The organism is Achromobacter sp. Marseille-Q4962 (assembly GCF_943737005.1).
Classification (GTDB): Bacteria; Pseudomonadota; Gammaproteobacteria; order Burkholderiales; family Burkholderiaceae_B; genus Achromobacter.
On sequence record NZ_CALSFU010000011.1, the window covers coordinates 1 to 15612 of the forward strand.

General features: G+C 69.8%; 14 protein-coding genes. 13 read left to right on the forward strand and 1 reads right to left on the reverse strand.

Features of this window, described 5'->3' with window-relative positions; all coding sequences use genetic code 11:
• From NGJ44_RS11185 to NGJ44_RS11245, 13 genes are all read left to right on the forward strand, one after another.
• A partial coding sequence (locus tag NGJ44_RS11185; protein ID WP_353506953.1) for a DUF6537 domain-containing protein occupies positions 1-877 on the forward strand: 877 nt, incomplete at its 5' end.
• A gap of 34 nt (positions 878-911) precedes the next feature.
• Positions 912-1889, forward strand: coding sequence for a PDR/VanB family oxidoreductase (locus NGJ44_RS11190; protein WP_251863944.1), 978 nt, complete (start codon positions 912-914; stop codon positions 1887-1889).
• A 25-nt stretch (positions 1890-1914) separates the two neighbouring features.
• Positions 1915-3270: an aromatic ring-hydroxylating dioxygenase subunit alpha gene (locus tag NGJ44_RS11195; protein WP_053246403.1), complete on the forward strand. Its 1356-nt coding sequence runs from the start codon at positions 1915-1917 to the stop codon at positions 3268-3270.
• Positions 3260-3751, forward strand: a complete 492-nt coding sequence (locus tag NGJ44_RS11200; protein ID WP_053246404.1) for an aromatic-ring-hydroxylating dioxygenase subunit beta — start codon at positions 3260-3262, stop codon at positions 3749-3751. The genes NGJ44_RS11195 and NGJ44_RS11200 overlap by 11 nt, the downstream gene beginning before the upstream one ends.
• A 9-nt stretch (positions 3752-3760) precedes the next feature.
• Positions 3761-5386, forward strand: a complete 1626-nt coding sequence (locus NGJ44_RS11205) for an AMP-binding protein (RefSeq protein ID WP_251863945.1) — start codon at positions 3761-3763, stop codon at positions 5384-5386.
• Positions 5386-6555: a thiolase family protein gene (locus tag NGJ44_RS11210; RefSeq protein ID WP_251863946.1), complete on the forward strand. Its 1170-nt coding sequence runs from the start codon at positions 5386-5388 to the stop codon at positions 6553-6555. Before NGJ44_RS11205 ends, NGJ44_RS11210 begins: the two co-directional genes overlap by 1 nt.
• Complete coding sequence (locus NGJ44_RS11215; RefSeq protein ID WP_251863947.1) at positions 6552-7793, forward strand: SDR family NAD(P)-dependent oxidoreductase; 1242 nt, start codon at positions 6552-6554, stop codon at positions 7791-7793. The genes NGJ44_RS11210 and NGJ44_RS11215 overlap by 4 nt, the downstream gene beginning before the upstream one ends.
• A 44-nt stretch (positions 7794-7837) precedes the next feature.
• On the forward strand, positions 7838-8617 hold the full coding sequence (locus tag NGJ44_RS11220; RefSeq protein ID WP_053246498.1) for a cyclase family protein: 780 nt from the start codon (positions 7838-7840) through the stop codon (positions 8615-8617).
• Positions 8618-8708: 91 nt separating this feature from the next.
• The gene (locus NGJ44_RS11225; RefSeq protein ID WP_053246500.1) at positions 8709-9437 is read left to right on the forward strand and encodes an SDR family NAD(P)-dependent oxidoreductase; all 729 of its coding nucleotides are present in this window, start codon (positions 8709-8711) and stop codon (positions 9435-9437) included.
• 134 nt (positions 9438-9571) lie between these two features.
• Positions 9572-10720 (forward strand): ABC transporter substrate-binding protein, encoded by a 1149-nt coding sequence (locus NGJ44_RS11230; protein ID WP_053246497.1) that lies wholly within the window; start codon positions 9572-9574, stop codon positions 10718-10720.
• A gap of 151 nt (positions 10721-10871) precedes the next feature.
• Positions 10872-11912 carry a branched-chain amino acid ABC transporter permease gene (locus tag NGJ44_RS11235; protein ID WP_251863948.1) on the forward strand — a complete coding sequence of 347 codons (1041 nt, stop codon included), beginning with the start codon at positions 10872-10874 and terminating at the stop codon, positions 11910-11912.
• Positions 11909-13708 carry a branched-chain amino acid ABC transporter ATP-binding protein/permease gene (locus NGJ44_RS11240; protein ID WP_251863949.1) on the forward strand — a complete coding sequence of 600 codons (1800 nt, stop codon included), beginning with the start codon at positions 11909-11911 and terminating at the stop codon, positions 13706-13708. Before NGJ44_RS11235 ends, NGJ44_RS11240 begins: the two co-directional genes overlap by 4 nt.
• Positions 13705-14457 (forward strand): ABC transporter ATP-binding protein, encoded by a 753-nt coding sequence (locus NGJ44_RS11245; RefSeq protein WP_053246786.1) that lies wholly within the window; start codon positions 13705-13707, stop codon positions 14455-14457. Before NGJ44_RS11240 ends, NGJ44_RS11245 begins: the two co-directional genes overlap by 4 nt.
• A 22-nt stretch (positions 14458-14479) precedes the next feature.
• On the opposite strand, the gene NGJ44_RS11250 is transcribed toward NGJ44_RS11245, so the two are convergent.
• Positions 14480-15418, reverse strand: coding sequence for a glycosyltransferase family 2 protein (locus NGJ44_RS11250; protein ID WP_053246787.1), 939 nt, complete (start codon positions 15416-15418; stop codon positions 14480-14482).
• Positions 15419-15612: the final 194 nt, after the last annotated feature.

The window sequence follows — 15612 nt, forward strand, 5'->3', positions numbered from 1 at the left end:
CGACCTGTCGCGCCCCGTGCCGGCGGTGCCCGAACGGGCGGCCAGCCCGCGCGCCCAGGCGCTGCTGGACGTCATCCGGCGCGATTTCCCGTCCTGTGCGCAGCCGCTGCTGGTGGCCGGCGTGCAGCGCCAGATCGAATTCCAGGATCCGGCCTACGCCGAAGAGTACCTGCGCCGGGTGAAGGCGCTGCGCGACCTGGACGAGCGGCATGGCGGCGAGGCCGGGCAATGGGCGCTCACCGAGGCGGCGGCGCGCTATGTGGCCACGGCCATGGCCTACGACGACGTGATCCGGGTGGCCGACCTGAAAACGCGCGGCTCGCGCTTCGAGCGCGTGCGCGGCGAAGTCGGCGCGCAGCCCGGCCAGCTCGTCTACACCACCGAATTCGTGCATCCCCGCCTCGAGGAAATCTGCGGCACGCTGCCGGCGGGCCTGGGACGCTGGCTCGAAGGTTCCCGGACTTTCGGCGGCTTCGTGCAGCGCCGGCTGGCCAAGGGCCGCCGGCTGCAAAGCGGCACGCTGGGCGGGTTCCTCATGCTGTACGCCCTGGCGGGCATGCGCCGCCTGCGCCGCCGCACCCTGCGCCACCAGGCGGAGATGGCCAGCCTGAAACAGTGGCTCGACCTGGTGGCGCGGCTCGCGCCGCAGGATTACGCGCTGGCGGTGGAAACGCTGAAATGCCGCCGCCTGGTCAAGGGCTACAGCGACACGCACGCGCGCGGCGGCGGCAAGTTCCGCGTGCTGCTCGATGCGGCCGCCAGGCTGGCGGGCCGTCCCGATGCGGCGGCCACGCTGCGCGAACTCCGCGAAACCGCCCTGGCGAACGAGAAATGCGGCCCGCTGGAACGGCTGGCCGCCGAGAAACTGGCCGCCTGAGCCGACACAGAACCCATCCGGAAGAGACGACGCCGTGCATACCCTCAAGCTCATCGTCCGCGAAGTGCGGCAGGAATCCCCCCTCATCCGCTCGCTGCGGCTGGCGCGCGAGGACGGCGGCCCCCTGCCGGGCTTCGGCCCGGGCGCCCACGTCAAGGTGGCCGTGCCCGGCCTGGCCGAGCCGCGCTGCTATTCGCTGGTGCAGCTCGCCCCCGATGCGGCGCGCTTCGCCGCCCCGCAGGAATACCGGCTGGGCGTGCGGCTGGAAGACCCCAGCGCGGGCGGCTCGCGCCACATGCACGGGCTGTCGGCCGGCGACGCGATCAGCGTGGAAGGCCCGCACAACGACTTCCCCCTGCACGAAGCCCCGTCGGGCGAGGAACCCGTCCTCCTCATCGCGGGCGGCATCGGCATCACGCCGGTGGCTTCGATGGCCGCCGCGCTCAGGGCGGCGGGCCGCGCCTTCCACCTGCACTATTGCGGCCGCAGCGCCGGCCAGCTGGCCTTCCTGCCCGAACTGCAGGCGCTGGCCGGCGCGGACATGACGGTGCACGCGGACGACGACCCCGCCACCTGTTTCGACCTGGGCGCGCTGCTGGACGGCGCCTCGCCGCGCCAACACCTCTACGTCTGCGGCCCCAAGGGCCTGATCGACGCCGTCATCCAGGGCGCCAGGGCCCGCCACTGGCCCGACGCGCACGTGCATTTCGAACTGTTCAGCGCCGCCGCCCCGCGGGCCGGCGACCGGCCGTTCGAGGTGGAGCTGCGCCAGGCCGGGCGCGTGCTCGTCGTTCCCGCCGACAAGACCATCCTGGAAGTCATGGAGGAAGCCGGCTGCGATCCGATGTACGACTGCAAGCGCGGCGAATGCGGCGTCTGCCAGGCCACGGTGCTGGAAGGCGAGCCCGACCACCGCGACTACTACCTTTCCGACACCGAAAAGGCGAGCGGAAAACTCATCCAGATCTGCATCTCGCGCGCCAAGTCGGCGCGCCTGGTGCTGGATCTGTAGGGCCTGTACCGATAAGGAAGCGACCATGGCCAGATACCGCGACAACCCCGACGCGATCCGCGCGCTGCTGCGCGAAACCGAGGTCCACAAAGACCTGTTCATCGACCCCGAGCTGTTCGAGCTGGAGATGGAACGCCTGTACGCCAATACCTGGGTGTACGTGGGCCATGACAGCCAGGTGCCGAACCCCGGCGATTACATCACCACCACCGTGGGCAATCAGCCCGTGGTGATGGTGCGCCACGGCGACCGCTCGGTCCGCGTGCTGCACAACCGCTGTCCGCACAAAGGCACCATGGTCGCCGGCGACCCCTGCGGCAACACCGGCAAGTTCTTCCGCTGCCCCTACCACGCCTGGACCTTCAAGACCGACGGCAGCCTGCTGTCCATTCCGCTCAAGAAGGGCTACGAGAACACCGGGCTGGAGCAGTGCGAGGCCAGCCGGGGCATGGCGGCCGTGGCCGACGTGCGCAACTACCGCGGTTTCGTGTTCTGCCGGCTGAACCCGGTGGGGCAGTCGTTCGAGGACTTCTTCGGCGAATCGCTCTCCACCCTGGACAATATGGTGGATCGCTCTCCGGAAGGCAGGCTGGAGGTGGCCGGCGGCGTGCTGCGCTACATGCACCGCTGCAACTGGAAGATGCTGGTGGACAACCAGACCGACACCTGCCATCCCATGGTGGCGCACGAATCTTCCGCCGGCACCGCGGTCAAGGTCTGGGAACAGGCGCCGCCCGGCACCCCCAAACCCATGGCGGTGGAGCTGTTCGCGCCCTTCATCTCGCCCTACGAGTTCTTCGAGAACATGGGCATACGCGTCTGGGAAAACGGCCACGGACACACCGGCGTCTCGGATTCCATCCACGCCTCGTACTCCGGCATTCCGGGCTACTGGGAGGCCATGGTCGCCGCCTACGGCGAAGCGCGCGCGGGGCAGATCCTGGGCGACGTGCGCCACAACACGGTGTACTTCCCCAACATCATGGTCAAGGGTCCCATCCAGACCCTGCGCGTTTTCAAGCCGCTCGCCGCCGACCGCACGCTGGTGGAATCGTGGACCTTTCGCCTGGTGGGCGCGCCCGACCTGCTGCTGGAACGCACCCTCATGTACAACCGGCTCATCAACGCGCCCACCTCCGTGGTGGGGCACGACGACCTCGAGATGTACGAGCGCGCGCAGGACGGCCTGCATTCGCGCGCCCGCGAATGGGTGAACGTGGGCCGGCTGTACGACCCCGCCGAGCTGGACCGCAAGAACGTCGTCACCAACGGCACCAACGAATGGCAGATGCGCAACCAGTACCGCGCCTGGGGCCGCTACATGACCGCCGCCGACGCCGGCAGCCTCGCCACGTCCGAAGGAGCCCCGCATGAGCGCTAGCGACCGCGACCTGATCGATTTCGTGTATGCCGAAGCGCGCATGCTGGACGAACAGCGCTTCGAGGAATGGCTGGACCTCTTTACCGATGACGGCTATTACTGGATGCCGCTGGCGCATGGACAGACGGACCCGCGCCTGCACGCTTCGCTCATGTACGAAGACAAGCTGTTGCTGCGCGTGCGCGTGGAGCGGCTGGCGGGGCAGCGCACCTTCTCGCAGCAGCCGCGCAGCCGCAGCCACCACCTGCTGCAGGCGCCCACCGTGGAAACCGGCCATCCCGAGGCCGCGCCCGCCGAGGGGCGGCATGTGGTGCGCGCCGCCTTCCATTACGTGGAAACGCGCGGCGACAGCCAGACGCTGTACGCGGGCTGGGCCACGCACCATCTGGTGGAACAGGACGGCCGGCTGCGCATCCGCCTCAAGCGCGTGGACCTGGTCAACTGCGACGCCGCGTTCGGCAACATCCAATTGTTCATGTAGGAGCGGCTCGTGAGCGCGACGGTTTATCAGGCATTCCTCGACACCGCGGCCCGCTGCGGACAGAACCCGTTTCTCTGCATTCTGCCCGAGACCGCCGGCGCCTACGGCGTCGCCGCGGGCGAGATCGGCTACGCCGGGGCGGCGGCGGCCATCGAAACGCTGAAGCTCGCCTATGCCCGCGCCGGCTACGGCCACGGCCACCGCGCCGGACTGCTGCTGGAGAACCGCCCGGCCTTCTTCCTGCACTGGTTCGCGCTCAATGCGCTGGGCGTGTCGGTGGTGCCCATCAACCCCGACCTGCGCGCCGCCGAGCTGGAATACCTGGCGGGCCATTCCGAGATCGCGCTGGCCGTGGCCCTGCCCGCGCGCCACGGCGAGCTGCGCGACGCGGCCGCGCGCGCCGGCCGGCCGCTGGCCGTCATGGGGCCGGACGACGCGCCCCCGCCCGCCCCCTTCGCCGCGCCGCTGGCGGGGTCCGCGCCGGGCGAGCTGACCGAGTGCGCGCTGCTCTACACCTCCGGCACCACCGGCCGCCCCAAGGGCTGCATCCTGCCCAACCGCTATTTCCTGCACGCGGGCGGCTGGTATGCGCGCATCGGCGGCCTGGCCGAGCTGCGGCCCGGGCAGGAGCGCATGATCACGCCCCTGCCGCTGGTGCACATGAACGCCATGGCCTACTCCGCCATGGCCATGGTGCTGACCGGCGGCTGCCTGATTCCGCTCGACCGTTTCCATCCCAAAACCTGGTGGGACAGCGTGCGCGCCTCGCGCGCCACCGTGCTGCATTACCTGGGCGTCATGCCCGCCATCCTCATGAAGGCCGAGCCCGCGCCGGACGACCGGCAGCCCGCCATCCGCTTCGGCTTCGGCGCGGGCGTGGACCGCAAGCTGCACCGTCCCTTCGAGGAGCGCTTCGGCTTTCCGCTGCTGGAGGCCTGGGCCATGACGGAGACGGGCGCGGGCGCGGTCATCATCGCCAACCGCGAACCGCGCCACATTGGCAGCAGCTGCTTCGGCCGCGAGGAAAACGACGTGCAGGTGCGCATCGTGACCGACGAGGGCGCCGACGCGCCCGTGGGCGAACAAGGCGAGCTGCTGGTGCGCCACGCGGGCGACGATCCGCGCTACGGCTTCTTCGCCGGCTACCTCAAGGACCCGGCCGCCACCGACGAGGCCTGGGAAGGCGGCTGGTTCCATACCGGCGACATCGTGCGGCGCGAGACCGACGGCGCGCTGCGCTTCGTGGACCGCAAGAAGAACGTGATACGCCGCAGCGGCGAGAACATCTCGGCCGTGGAGGTGGAAAGCGTGCTCATGCAGCACCCCATGGTGAAGGCCGTGGCCGTGGCCGCCGTGCCCGACGCGGTGCGCGGCGACGAGGTGCTGGCCTGCGTGGTGCCTGAACGGCCGCTGCCCGACCCCGCCGCGCGCGAAGAGGCGGCGCGCGGCATCGTGCAGTGGAGCCTGGCCCAGCTCGCCTATTACAAGGCGCCCGGCTATGTGGCGTTCGTGGATGCCCTGCCGCTCACCACCACCAACAAGATCCAGCGCGGCGAGATGAAGGCGCTCGCGCCCACGCTGCCCGGCACGCCGCACTGCGTGGACACCTGCGCCATGAAACGGAGGAACGCCTGATGGGCCGGCGGGGCTATGACGGGATCGTGGCGGCGCTGCCCGTCTCGGTTCCCTATCAGCGCTACAGCACGCACGCGGCGCACTGGTGGCTGGGGCGCGCGCTGGGCGCGCTGGTGCGCGGCGCCGGCCTGCGCAAGGAAGAAGTCGACGGCATGTGCGTATCCAGCTTCACGCTCGCCCCCGACACCGCGGTGGGCCTGGCGCAGCACCTGGGCATGACGCCGCGCTGGCTGGACCACATTCCGATGGGCGGGGCCAGCGGCGTGGTCGCGCTGCGGCGCGCCGCGCGGGCCGTGCAGGCCGGCGACGCCGCGGTCGTCGCCTGCATCGCGGGAGACACCAACCACGTCGACTCGTTCCGCAACACGGTCAGCCAGTTCTCGCGCTTTGCGCAGGACGCGGTGTATCCGTATGGCGCGGGCGGGCCGAACGCCAGCTTCGCGCTGCTGACGGCCAACTACATGCGCGCCACCGGCGCCGCCCGCGAGGATTTCGGCAAAGTGTGCGTGGCGCAGCGCGAGAACGCCCTGCGCTATCCCCACGCGCTCATGAAGAAGCCGCTGACGCTGCGGCAATACCTGGACGCGCGCGTCATCGCCGACCCCATCCACCTGTTCGACTGCGTGATGCCCTGCGCCGGCGCGGACGGCTTCCTGGTCATGGAAGCGGCGCGCGCGCGGGCGCTGGGCCTGCCGCATGTGCGCATCCTCTCCACCATCGAACGGCACAACGCCTGGATCGACGACCCCATCCAGACCCGCGGCGGCTGGACCATGGACGTGGACGAGCTGTACGGGCAGTCCGGCACGCAGCCCGCGGACATGGACTTCCTGCAGGCTTACGACGACTACCCCGTCATCAACCTGATGCAGATGGAAGACCTGGGCTTCTGCCGCAAGGGCGAGGCGCCTGCCTTCGTGCGCGGCCACGATTTCACGATTGGCGGCAGTTTTCCGTTCAACACCAACGGCGGCCAGCTCTCGGTGGGCCAGGCCGGCGCCGCCGGCGGCTATCTGGGACTGGTGGAGGCGCTGAGGCAGCTTTCCGGCACGGCGGGCGGCACACAGGTGCCGGACGCCCGCCTCGGCATGGTGAGCGGATTCGGCATGATCAACTACGACCGGGGCCTGTGCACGGCCGCGGCCGTGCTGGCGCGGAGCGACGCATGACCCGACCTTTGTCTCCCCCGCCGCGCAAGAACCCCGTGGCCCGCACGCGGCAGCCCACGCTGCCGCCCGGCTCGCGCAGCCGGCGCGCGCTGGGCCTGACGGCCGCCGCCGCCGAGGGCCGCTTCGCGCTGCAGGTGTGCGCCGAGTGCGCCGCCGTGCAGTACCCGCCGCGCGAGGTGTGCGGCCGCTGCCTGTCAGAACGGCTGTCGTGGAAGCCGGTGTCGCCCCTGGGCGTATTGCTGGCCAGCACCACCCTGCATCACAGCAACGACCTGTATTTCCGCGAACGCCTGCCCTGGCGCGTGGGCACGGTGCGCATGGACGCCGGCCCTTCGGTCGTGGCCCACGTGCACCAGGATTGCGCCGACGGCGCGCGCGTGCGCCTGGCGCTGAAACTGGACCGCAGCGGCCAGGCCGTGATGATCGCCCTGCCCGAACGGAGCACGCCCCATATGGAAGACGACAAGACCCTGCGCGAGACTTCGTGCGATCCCAAGTTCCGCCGCGCCCTGGTCACCGACGGGAAGTCGGCGGTCGGCCAGGCCGTGGCGCGCGCCCTGCTGGACGCGGGCAGCCCCGCCGTGTTCCTGGGCGATCCGCAACCCTGGCGGCGCGACGCGGCGTTCGACGCGCTGGCGGCCGAGGCCCGCGTCCAGGCCGTGGCCCTGGACGTAACCGACACCGACTCGGTGGAGCGTGTGGCGGCGTCCATCGGCGGCAAGGTGGAGATCCTGGTCAACACCGCCGACTTCGAGCGCGAGGGCGGCCTGCTCCACCGCAAAGACGTCAATACCGCGCGCGACGCGCTGGACGTGAACGTGCTGGGCCTGGCGCGGCTGGCCCAGGCCTTCGGCCCGGCCCTGTGCGCCCGCGCCGCCGACGGCGTGAACAACGCGGCGGCCTGGGTGAACGTGCTTTCGATCTACGCGCACGTGAACCTGCCCGCGCGCGGCATGTGGTCGGCCTCCAAGGCCGCCGCGCTGTCGCTGGCGCAATGCCTGCGCGCCGAAATGCGCGCCGCGGGCGTGCGCGTGGTGAACGTGTTTCCCGGTCCGCTGGACCATAAGTGGGAACAGCGCACGCCGCCGCCGCGCGTGGCGCCCGCCGCCCTGGCCGGCGCCATCGTGCGCGCGCTGCGCGACGGCCTGGAAGACGTGTACGTGGGCGACGTGGCGCAGGAGTTCCGCGCCCGCCTGGCCGAAAACCCCAAAGGACTGGAACGCGAACTGGGGCAGTGAAGGCGCGCCGCGCCGCCTGCCCGCAACCCCGAGGAGATCCACGCATGAGCCCGAACATCCTGACCCAATTCCTGGCCGAGCTGGCATCCGGAAGCATCCGCCTGGTGGACCTGACGGAAACCCTGACGCCGGAGTTCCCCACCATCGTGCTGCCGCCGGAGTTCGGCCAGGCCTGGCCCTTCCGCATCGAGGAGATCTCGCGCTACGACGAGCGAGGCCCGGGCTGGTACTGGAACAACTTCTCCTGCTCCGAACACACTGGCACGCACTTCGACGCGCCCGCGCACTGGATCACCGGCAAGGACCAGCCCGACAATACCGTGGACACCATCCCGGTCGAAGCCTTCATCGCCGGCGCCTGCGTCATCGACTGCTCGGAGCCGGCGCGCGACAACCCCGACTTCCTGCTCACCATCGACTATGTGCGCGAATGGGAGGAGCGCCACGGGCGCATCCCGCCGCGCTCGTGGGTGCTGATGCGCACCGACTGGTCCAAGCGCGCCAAGCCCGCCGAGTATCTCAACATGCGCGAGGACGGCGCCCATTCCCCGGGCCCCGACGCCGAGGTCGTGCCCTGGCTCATCCGCGAACGCGACGTGCACGGCTTCGGCACCGAATCGGTGGGCACCGACGCCGGGCAGGCCCAGCACCTGGACCCGCCCTACCCCTGCCATTACTACATGCACGGCAACAACCGCTACGGCCTGCAATGCCTGACCAACCTGGACCAGCTTCCGCCCACCGGCGCGGTGGTGTTCTCCGCGCCGCTGAAGATCCGCAAGGGCTCGGGCAGCCCGCTGCGCGTGCTGGCGCTGACGGTGTGACTCCCCCGAAGCGTTATGCGCCGCCCCCTCGGGGTAGGGCCCCGCTTCGACATATAGGAAAAGATTGACAATGACAGACAAGGGAAACGCCATGGGGAAATTGCAGACGGCGATCGTTACCGGCGGCAGCGCGGGCATCGGCGCGGAGATTTGCCGCAGCTTGCTGGAGGCGGGGTACGAAGTGGTGTCGCTGGCGCGTCGCGCGCCTGAATTCAGCCATCCGCGGCTGTCGTCCATGCAGGTTGACCTGCTGGACGCGCAGGCCACCGCGCAGGCGGCGGCAGAGGCGGCGCGGCGGCATCCGGTCAGCCACATCATCCATAACGCCGGCGTGATCTGGCCCAAGCTGCTGCCCGAGGTCACGCAGGAAGATCTGCACGGACTCACGCAGTTGCACCTGGGCGCGGCCATCAGCCTGGTGCAGGCCGCGCTGCCCGGCATGCGCGAGCGCAAGTTCGGCCGCATCGTGCTCATGTCCTCGCGCGGCGCGCTGGGCCTGCCCACGCGCACCGCATATTCGGCCACCAAGGCGGGCATGCTGGGCATGGCGCGCACCTGGGCGCTGGAACTGGCGGCGGACGGCATCACCGTGAACGTGGTCGCGCCCGGCCCCATCCAGACCGACATGTTCTACGAGGTCATCGAGCCCGGCAGCGAGCGCGAGCGGAAACTGGCCGACGGCATTCCCGTCAAACGCCTGGGCCGCGCCGACGACGTGGCCCGCGCCGTGATGTTCTTCGCCGATCCGGCCAACAGCTTCGTGACCGGCCAGACGCTGTTCGTCTGCGGCGGCGCCAGCGTCGGCTCCATCACCATCTGAAAGACCCGATTGCGGGTTTTGACGGATAGGTAAGCGCGCGGCGCGCGTCTACAGTGCTGTGCCGCCGCCCCCCGCAGTCTGTTTTCTCCGTAGTCCAGCCGTATCCACCCAGCTCCCTGTTCGGAGGATTTGCCATGCTGTCGAAGAAGCTCTCCCTCGCCGCCGCCGCGGTCGCCGCCCTCTGCGCCATGCCCGCCCTGGCGCAGATGAAGGTGGGCGTCGTCACCTCGTCCACCGGCCCCACGGCCCTGGTGGGCATTCCGCAGAAAAACTCGGTGCCGCTGCTGCCCAGGAAAATCGGCGACATCACCGTGGAATACATCTCGCTGGACGACGCCAGCGACTCGACCAACTCGGTCACAGCCTTCAAGAAGCTCATCAGCGAGCAGAACGTGGACGCGCTGATCGGCCCCTCGGGCTCGCCCAACGCCATGGGCGTCATCCAGTTCGCCGCCGAGGCCGGCGTGCCCATGCTGGCCCCCGTGGGCACGGCGGCCGTGGTGCTGCCCATGAACGACCAGAAGAAGTGGGTCTTCAAGACCACGCAGAACGACGACATCATCGCCCGCGCGCTGGTCGACCACATGGCCAAGACGGGCATCAAGACCGTGGGCTTCATCGGCCTGAACGATCCCTACGGCGAAAACTGGTACAAGGTGTTCTCGGGCATGGCGGCCGAGAAAGGCATCAAGATCACGGCCAACGAGCGCTACCTGCGCTACGACAGCTCGGTAACGGGCCAGGCGCTGAAGATCCTCGCGGCCAGGCCCGACGCGGTGCTGGTGGCGGCGCCCGGCGCGGCCAGCGTGCTGCCGCAGGCCACGCTGTACGACCAGGGCTACAAGGGCAAGTTCTACCAGACCCATGGCGCCGCGCTGCCCGATTTCCTCAAGCTGGGCGGCAAGAAGGTCGAGGGCACCATCCTGGCGGCCAGCCTGATGCTGGTGCTGCCCGAAGTGCCCGACAGCAACCCCTCCAAGAAAGTGGCCAGCAACTACATCGCGGCCTACGAGAAGCTCAACGGCTCCAAGCCCGCCACCTTCGGCGCCAACGTCTACGACGCCGGCCTGCTCCTGGAGCAGGCCGTGCCCAAGGCCGAGAAGGCCGGCAAGCCGGGCACCAAGGAGTTCCGCAGCGCGCTGCGCGACGCGCTGGAACAGACCAGGGAGTTGGTGGGCACGCAGGGCGTCTACAACATGACGCCGGCCGACCACAGCGGCTTCGACGAGCGCGGCCGCGAACTCATCACCGTGAAGAACGGCAACTGGACGCTGGCGCAGTGAGGTCCGCCCCCGCAGCGCCGCGCGCTTCCCCCTCCTCGGGGCATGCCTGCGGACCGGCAGAGCCGGCTCCGCGGCATCCCGCTGGCGGGGCGCCTCGTGCATGCGGGGGCCGGCCGCCTGATGCCCCCGTCCGTTCTACCCGGAATGCCGCATGAATGCTCAGATCGCCCTGATACTCGGACAGGACGGCATCACCAACGGCGCCATCTACGCGCTGCTGGCCCTGTCCATCCTGCTCGTCTTCACCGTTACCCGCGTCCTGTTCATCCCGCAGGGCGAGTTCGTCGCCTATGGCGCGCTGGGCATGGCGGCCATCCAGGCCGGCAAGCCCGTGGCCCTGGTGTGGCTGCTGCTCGCCTTCGCCGTGGCCGAGGTGGCGGCCGACCTGGCGGCGCGCCGCAAGCGCCCCGGACGCGCGCGCGGCGCGTGGCGCATGGCCGCCAGGATCGCCTACCCGCTGGCGCTGGCCGCGCTGATGTACCGCCTTCCGCTGGCCCGGCTCCCGATGGCGGCGCAGGCGCTGCTCACGCTGCTGCTGGTCGTGCCCATGGGCCCGCAGCTCTACCGCCTGTTCTACCAGCCCATCGCCGGCGCCTCCACGCTGGTGCTGCTCATCGTGTCCATCGCCGTGCACCTGGCGCTGGTGGGCCTGGGCCTGTATTTCTTCGGCGCCGAGGGCGCGCGCACCGCGCCCTTCAGCGAGGCCAGCTTCGCGCTGGCGCCGGTCAACCTCAACAGCCAGGCGCTATGGGTGGTGGCCGTGTCGGCGCTGCTCATCCTGGTGCTGTACGTGTTCTTCGAACGTTCGATGTACGGCAAGGCGCTGCGCGCCGCCGCGTACAACCGGCTCGGCGCGCGTCTCATGGGCATCTCGCCGGTATTCGCGGGCAAGGCCACCTTTTTCCTGGCCGCCCTGATCGGCACCGTGTCGGGCATACTCATCGCCCCCATCACCACCGTGTATTTCGACTCGGGCTTCCTGGTCAGCCTCAAGGGCTTCGTGGGCGCCATCATCGGCGGGCTGGTCAGCTATCCGCTGGCGGCCGGCGGCGCGGTGCTGGTGGGCCTGATCGAATCGTTCTCCTCTTTCTGGGCCAGCACCTACAAGGAAATCATCGTCTTCACGCTGATCATTCCGGTGCTGCTCTGGCGCTCCCTGAAAAGCCATCACGTCGAGGAAGAAGACGAATGAGCCCCCGCCACATCCTCGTCGTTTTCCTGGCCCTGCTGGCCGTCGCGCCGCTGGCGCTGCCGCCGTTCTATGTAACGCTGCTCAACTACATCGGCCTGTACGCCCTGGTGGCGCTGGGGCTGGTGATGCTGACGGGCGTGGGCGGCCTGACGAGCTTCGGCCAGGCCGCCTTCGTGGGCGTGGGCGCCTACACCACGGCCGTGCTCACCACGCGCGCCGACGCGCTGCCCGCCTGGCTGGGCTGGCTGGGCGCCTCTCCCTGGCTGGCCCTGCTGGCCGGCCTGGCGCTGACGCTGGCGCTGGCCTATCTGCTGGGCGCCATCACGCTGCGGCTGTCCGGCCATTTCCTGCCGCTGGGCACCATTGCCTGGGGCCTGTCGCTCTACTACGCCTTCGGCTCGGTGGAGGGGCTGGGCGGGCACACCGGCATCCCCGACATTCCGCCCATCCGCGTGTTCGGGACGCCGCTCACGCAGGGCGATCACATCTACTATCTGATCTGGGCCTTCCTGCTGGTGGCGGTCTGGTGCACGCAGAACCTGCTGGACTCCCGCGAGGGCCGGGCCATCCGGGCACTCAAGGGCGGACGGGTCATGGCGGAATCCATGGGCGTGGACACGGCGCGCTCGCGCATGGTGATCTTCGTCCTGGCGGCGCTGCAGGCCTGCGCCTCGGGCTGGCTGTACGCCCACATGCAGCGCTTCGTGAATCCCCACCCGTTCGGCCTGCAGATGGGCATCGAGTACCTGTTCATGACCGTCATCGGCGGCGCGGCGCAGGTCTGGGGCGCGCTGGTGGGCGCGGGCGTGTTCACCGTCCTCAAGCAGTGGCTGCAAGACCTGCTGCCCGGCCTGCTCGGCCAGAGCGGCAACTTCGAGATCATCGTGTTCGGCTTCGGCATGGTGCTGCTGCTGCACCGCGCGCGGCGCGGGCTGTGGCCGGTGCTGGCTCGCCTGGCGCCGGTGCGCCGCAAGCCACGCCAGGTGGACATGCAGGCCGAGCCGCTGCCGCGCCGGACCATGCCGCCGCGCGGCGAGGTGGTGCTCAAGGCCGTGGACGTCACGCGCCGCTTCGGCGGCCTGGTGGCCAACAACGCCATGAACCTGGAAATCCGGGCGGGCGAGATCCTGGCGCTCATCGGCCCTAACGGCGCGGGCAAGAGCACCATGTTCAACCAGATCTCGGGCGTGGACACGCCCACCTCGGGCCGGGTCGCCCTGCTGGGCCACGAGGTGGCGGGCGCCGGCGCGCGGCGCTGCGCGCGGCTGGGGCTGTCGCGCACCTTCCAGCACGTGCGGCTGCTGGGCCGCATGAGCGTGCTCGAGAACGTGGCCATCGGCGCGCACTTGCGCGGCCATCGCGGCGTCATGGCGGCGTCGTGGCGGCTGGACCGCGCCGAGGAAGCGCGCCTGCTGGCCGAGGCGGCGCGCCAGATCGAGCGCGTGGGCCTGGGCGGGCACCTGCACGACGAAGCGGGATCGCTGGCGCTGGGACAGCAGCGCATCCTGGAAATCGCGCGGGCCCTGGCCTCGGACCCCTGCATCCTGCTGCTGGACGAGCCGGCCGCGGGACTGCGCTATCAGGAAAAGCGCGAGCTGGGCGAGCTGCTGCGCAAGCTGCGCGCCGAAGGCATGGCCATTCTGCTGGTGGAGCACGACATGGATTTCGTGATGGGCATGGCCGACCGCGTGGCGGTCATGGATTTCGGCGAGAAGATCGCCGAAGGCTCGCCGTCGGAAATCCAGAACAACCCGGCGGTACTGGAAGCCTATCTGGGCGGAGTGGACGAGGAATGACGGCGACATTGCTGGAAGTGCGCGACCTGCGCGTGGCCTACGACAAGGTCGAGGCGGTTTCGGGCGTGAGCCTCGCGGTGGGCGAGGGGCAGATCGTGACGGTGATCGGCCCCAACGGCGCCGGCAAGACCACGCTGCTGTCGGCCATCATGGGTGTGCTGCCGTCCACCGGCGCGATCGTCTTCGGCGGCAGGCGCCACGAGCATGCCGAGATCGAGGAGATGGTGGCCGCCGGCATGAACCTGGTGCCCGAAAAGCGCGAACTGTTCGCCGAAATGACGGTGGAGGACAACCTGCTGCTGGGCGCCTTCGACCGCTACCGGCGCGGCCTGCGCGACCAGGACCGCACCCTGGACGAGGTGTATGCGCTGTTTCCGCGCCTGCGGGAGCGGCGCGCCCAGCTTTCGGGCACGCTGTCGGGCGGCGAGCGCCAGATGCTGGCGGTGGGCCGCGCCCTGATGGCCAAGCCCCGCCTGCTCATGCTGGACGAGCCCAGCCTGGGACTGGCGCCGCGCATCGTGCGGGAAGTGTTCCGCATCGTGGCGCGGCTGCGCGAAATGGGCGTGTCCATTCTGCTCATCGAGCAGAACGCGCGCGCCGCCCTGCAGGTGGCGGACCACGCCTACGTGCTGGAGATGGGAGCCGTCACGCTGGAAGGCCCGGCCCGCGAGGTCGCGCGCGATCCGCGCGTGGTGGAAATCTACCTGGGCCTCGGGCACGCCGGCGCGCAAGCGGAACAAAGGGCCTGACCCGCCTGCCGGAGCGGGCCGTTCAGACCACGCCGCGGCGGCGGTCGCGGCGGTACAGGGCGTAGCCCAGCGGCCACATCAGGGCCACCATCAGCCTGCCCACCTTGTTGGTGAGGCGGTAGGCCTTGAGCGCGGTGGTGGGCAGGCCCGAATTCTTGAGATGCAGGCGGAACCGCGTATAGCGCGCGGCGGCCATGAGGAACTCGCGCGGCCGGTAGCGGAAGAACGCCAGATGGTGCTGGAGCATGTCCCAGGCCAGCAGATACAGGCCCTGCGCGTTGTTGCCCACCGACACCGCGCTGCGGCTCAGGCCGCCCGGGGTGTCGTGATAGACGCGCACCACCTGGTTGATGAAGCGGCTCAGGTAGCCGGCGCGCGCGATGGCCCACCAGACCAGGCTTTCGGGCACGAAGCCGGCCACGTCCTCGGGAAACGGAAAGCGGCGCAGCACGTCGGTGCGCATGCAGCCGAATTTCTCGCCCTTGACGCGATAACGGAAATACACGTCCACGGCGGTGCTGTCGAGCACGTCCTGCGGGTAGCGGTCGCCCACGATGGAGCCGTCGGGGCGCGCGCACAGGCCGGTGACGGCCACGTAGGCGTCGCGGCGGCCGGCGGGAATGGACTCCCAGGCTTTCCTGAAGATCTCCAGCGCGTCGGGCGGCATTTCGTCGTCGCTGTCCAGCCCCACGATCAGCTGGCCGCGCGCTTCGCGCACGCCGCGGTTGAACGCCGTTTTCTTGTGCTGGTTGTTCTGCCACACGTAGCGGATGGGGAAGTCCGCCTGCGCCTGCCAGGCGAGCACGGCGGCATGGGTGTTGTCGGTGGAGCCGTCGTCGACCACCACCCATTCGAAGGCCCGGCAGGTCTGGCGCGACAGCGATTCATACACCCGGAGCAAGGTGGCCGCCCGGTTATAGGTCGGCGTGAGAACGGTGAAGAAAATTGCTGAATCAGTCATGCCTGCCGTGCCCCTTGCGATTCCGCGGAACCGCTGTGGTCTTGGTTCTTGGTGTTTTTCGCCTGCAGTGTAGGGTATATGCCTGTGCGAACCCATGAGAAGGAATCCGAATTTGCAATCAAATCTGACAAGGCGCGCCGGCCGATGCGGGCCCGGCCGGCACGGCCGCATCGGGCAGCCGCATTGGGCGACGC

Excerpts from the sequence above, each read along its gene's own strand:
- NGJ44_RS11195 (WP_053246403.1), top strand. The coding sequence starts at position 1,915 with ATGGCCAGATACCGCGACAACCCCGACGCGATCCGCGCGCTGCTGCGC.
- NGJ44_RS11200 (WP_053246404.1), top strand. The coding sequence starts at position 3,260 with ATGAGCGCTAGCGACCGCGACCTGATCGATTTCGTGTATGCCGAAGCG.
- NGJ44_RS11210 (WP_251863946.1), top strand. The coding sequence starts at position 5,386 with ATGGGCCGGCGGGGCTATGACGGGATCGTGGCGGCGCTGCCCGTCTCG.
- NGJ44_RS11215 (WP_251863947.1), top strand. The coding sequence starts at position 6,552 with ATGACCCGACCTTTGTCTCCCCCGCCGCGCAAGAACCCCGTGGCCCGC.
- NGJ44_RS11220 (WP_053246498.1), top strand. The coding sequence starts at position 7,838 with ATGAGCCCGAACATCCTGACCCAATTCCTGGCCGAGCTGGCATCCGGA.
- NGJ44_RS11225 (WP_053246500.1), top strand. The coding sequence starts at position 8,709 with ATGGGGAAATTGCAGACGGCGATCGTTACCGGCGGCAGCGCGGGCATC.
- NGJ44_RS11230 (WP_053246497.1), top strand. The coding sequence starts at position 9,572 with ATGCTGTCGAAGAAGCTCTCCCTCGCCGCCGCCGCGGTCGCCGCCCTC.
- NGJ44_RS11235 (WP_251863948.1), top strand. The coding sequence starts at position 10,872 with ATGAATGCTCAGATCGCCCTGATACTCGGACAGGACGGCATCACCAAC.
- NGJ44_RS11240 (WP_251863949.1), top strand. The coding sequence starts at position 11,909 with ATGAGCCCCCGCCACATCCTCGTCGTTTTCCTGGCCCTGCTGGCCGTC.
- NGJ44_RS11245 (WP_053246786.1), top strand. The coding sequence starts at position 13,705 with ATGACGGCGACATTGCTGGAAGTGCGCGACCTGCGCGTGGCCTACGAC.
- NGJ44_RS11250 (WP_053246787.1), bottom strand. The coding sequence starts at position 15,418 with ATGACTGATTCAGCAATTTTCTTCACCGTTCTCACGCCGACCTATAAC.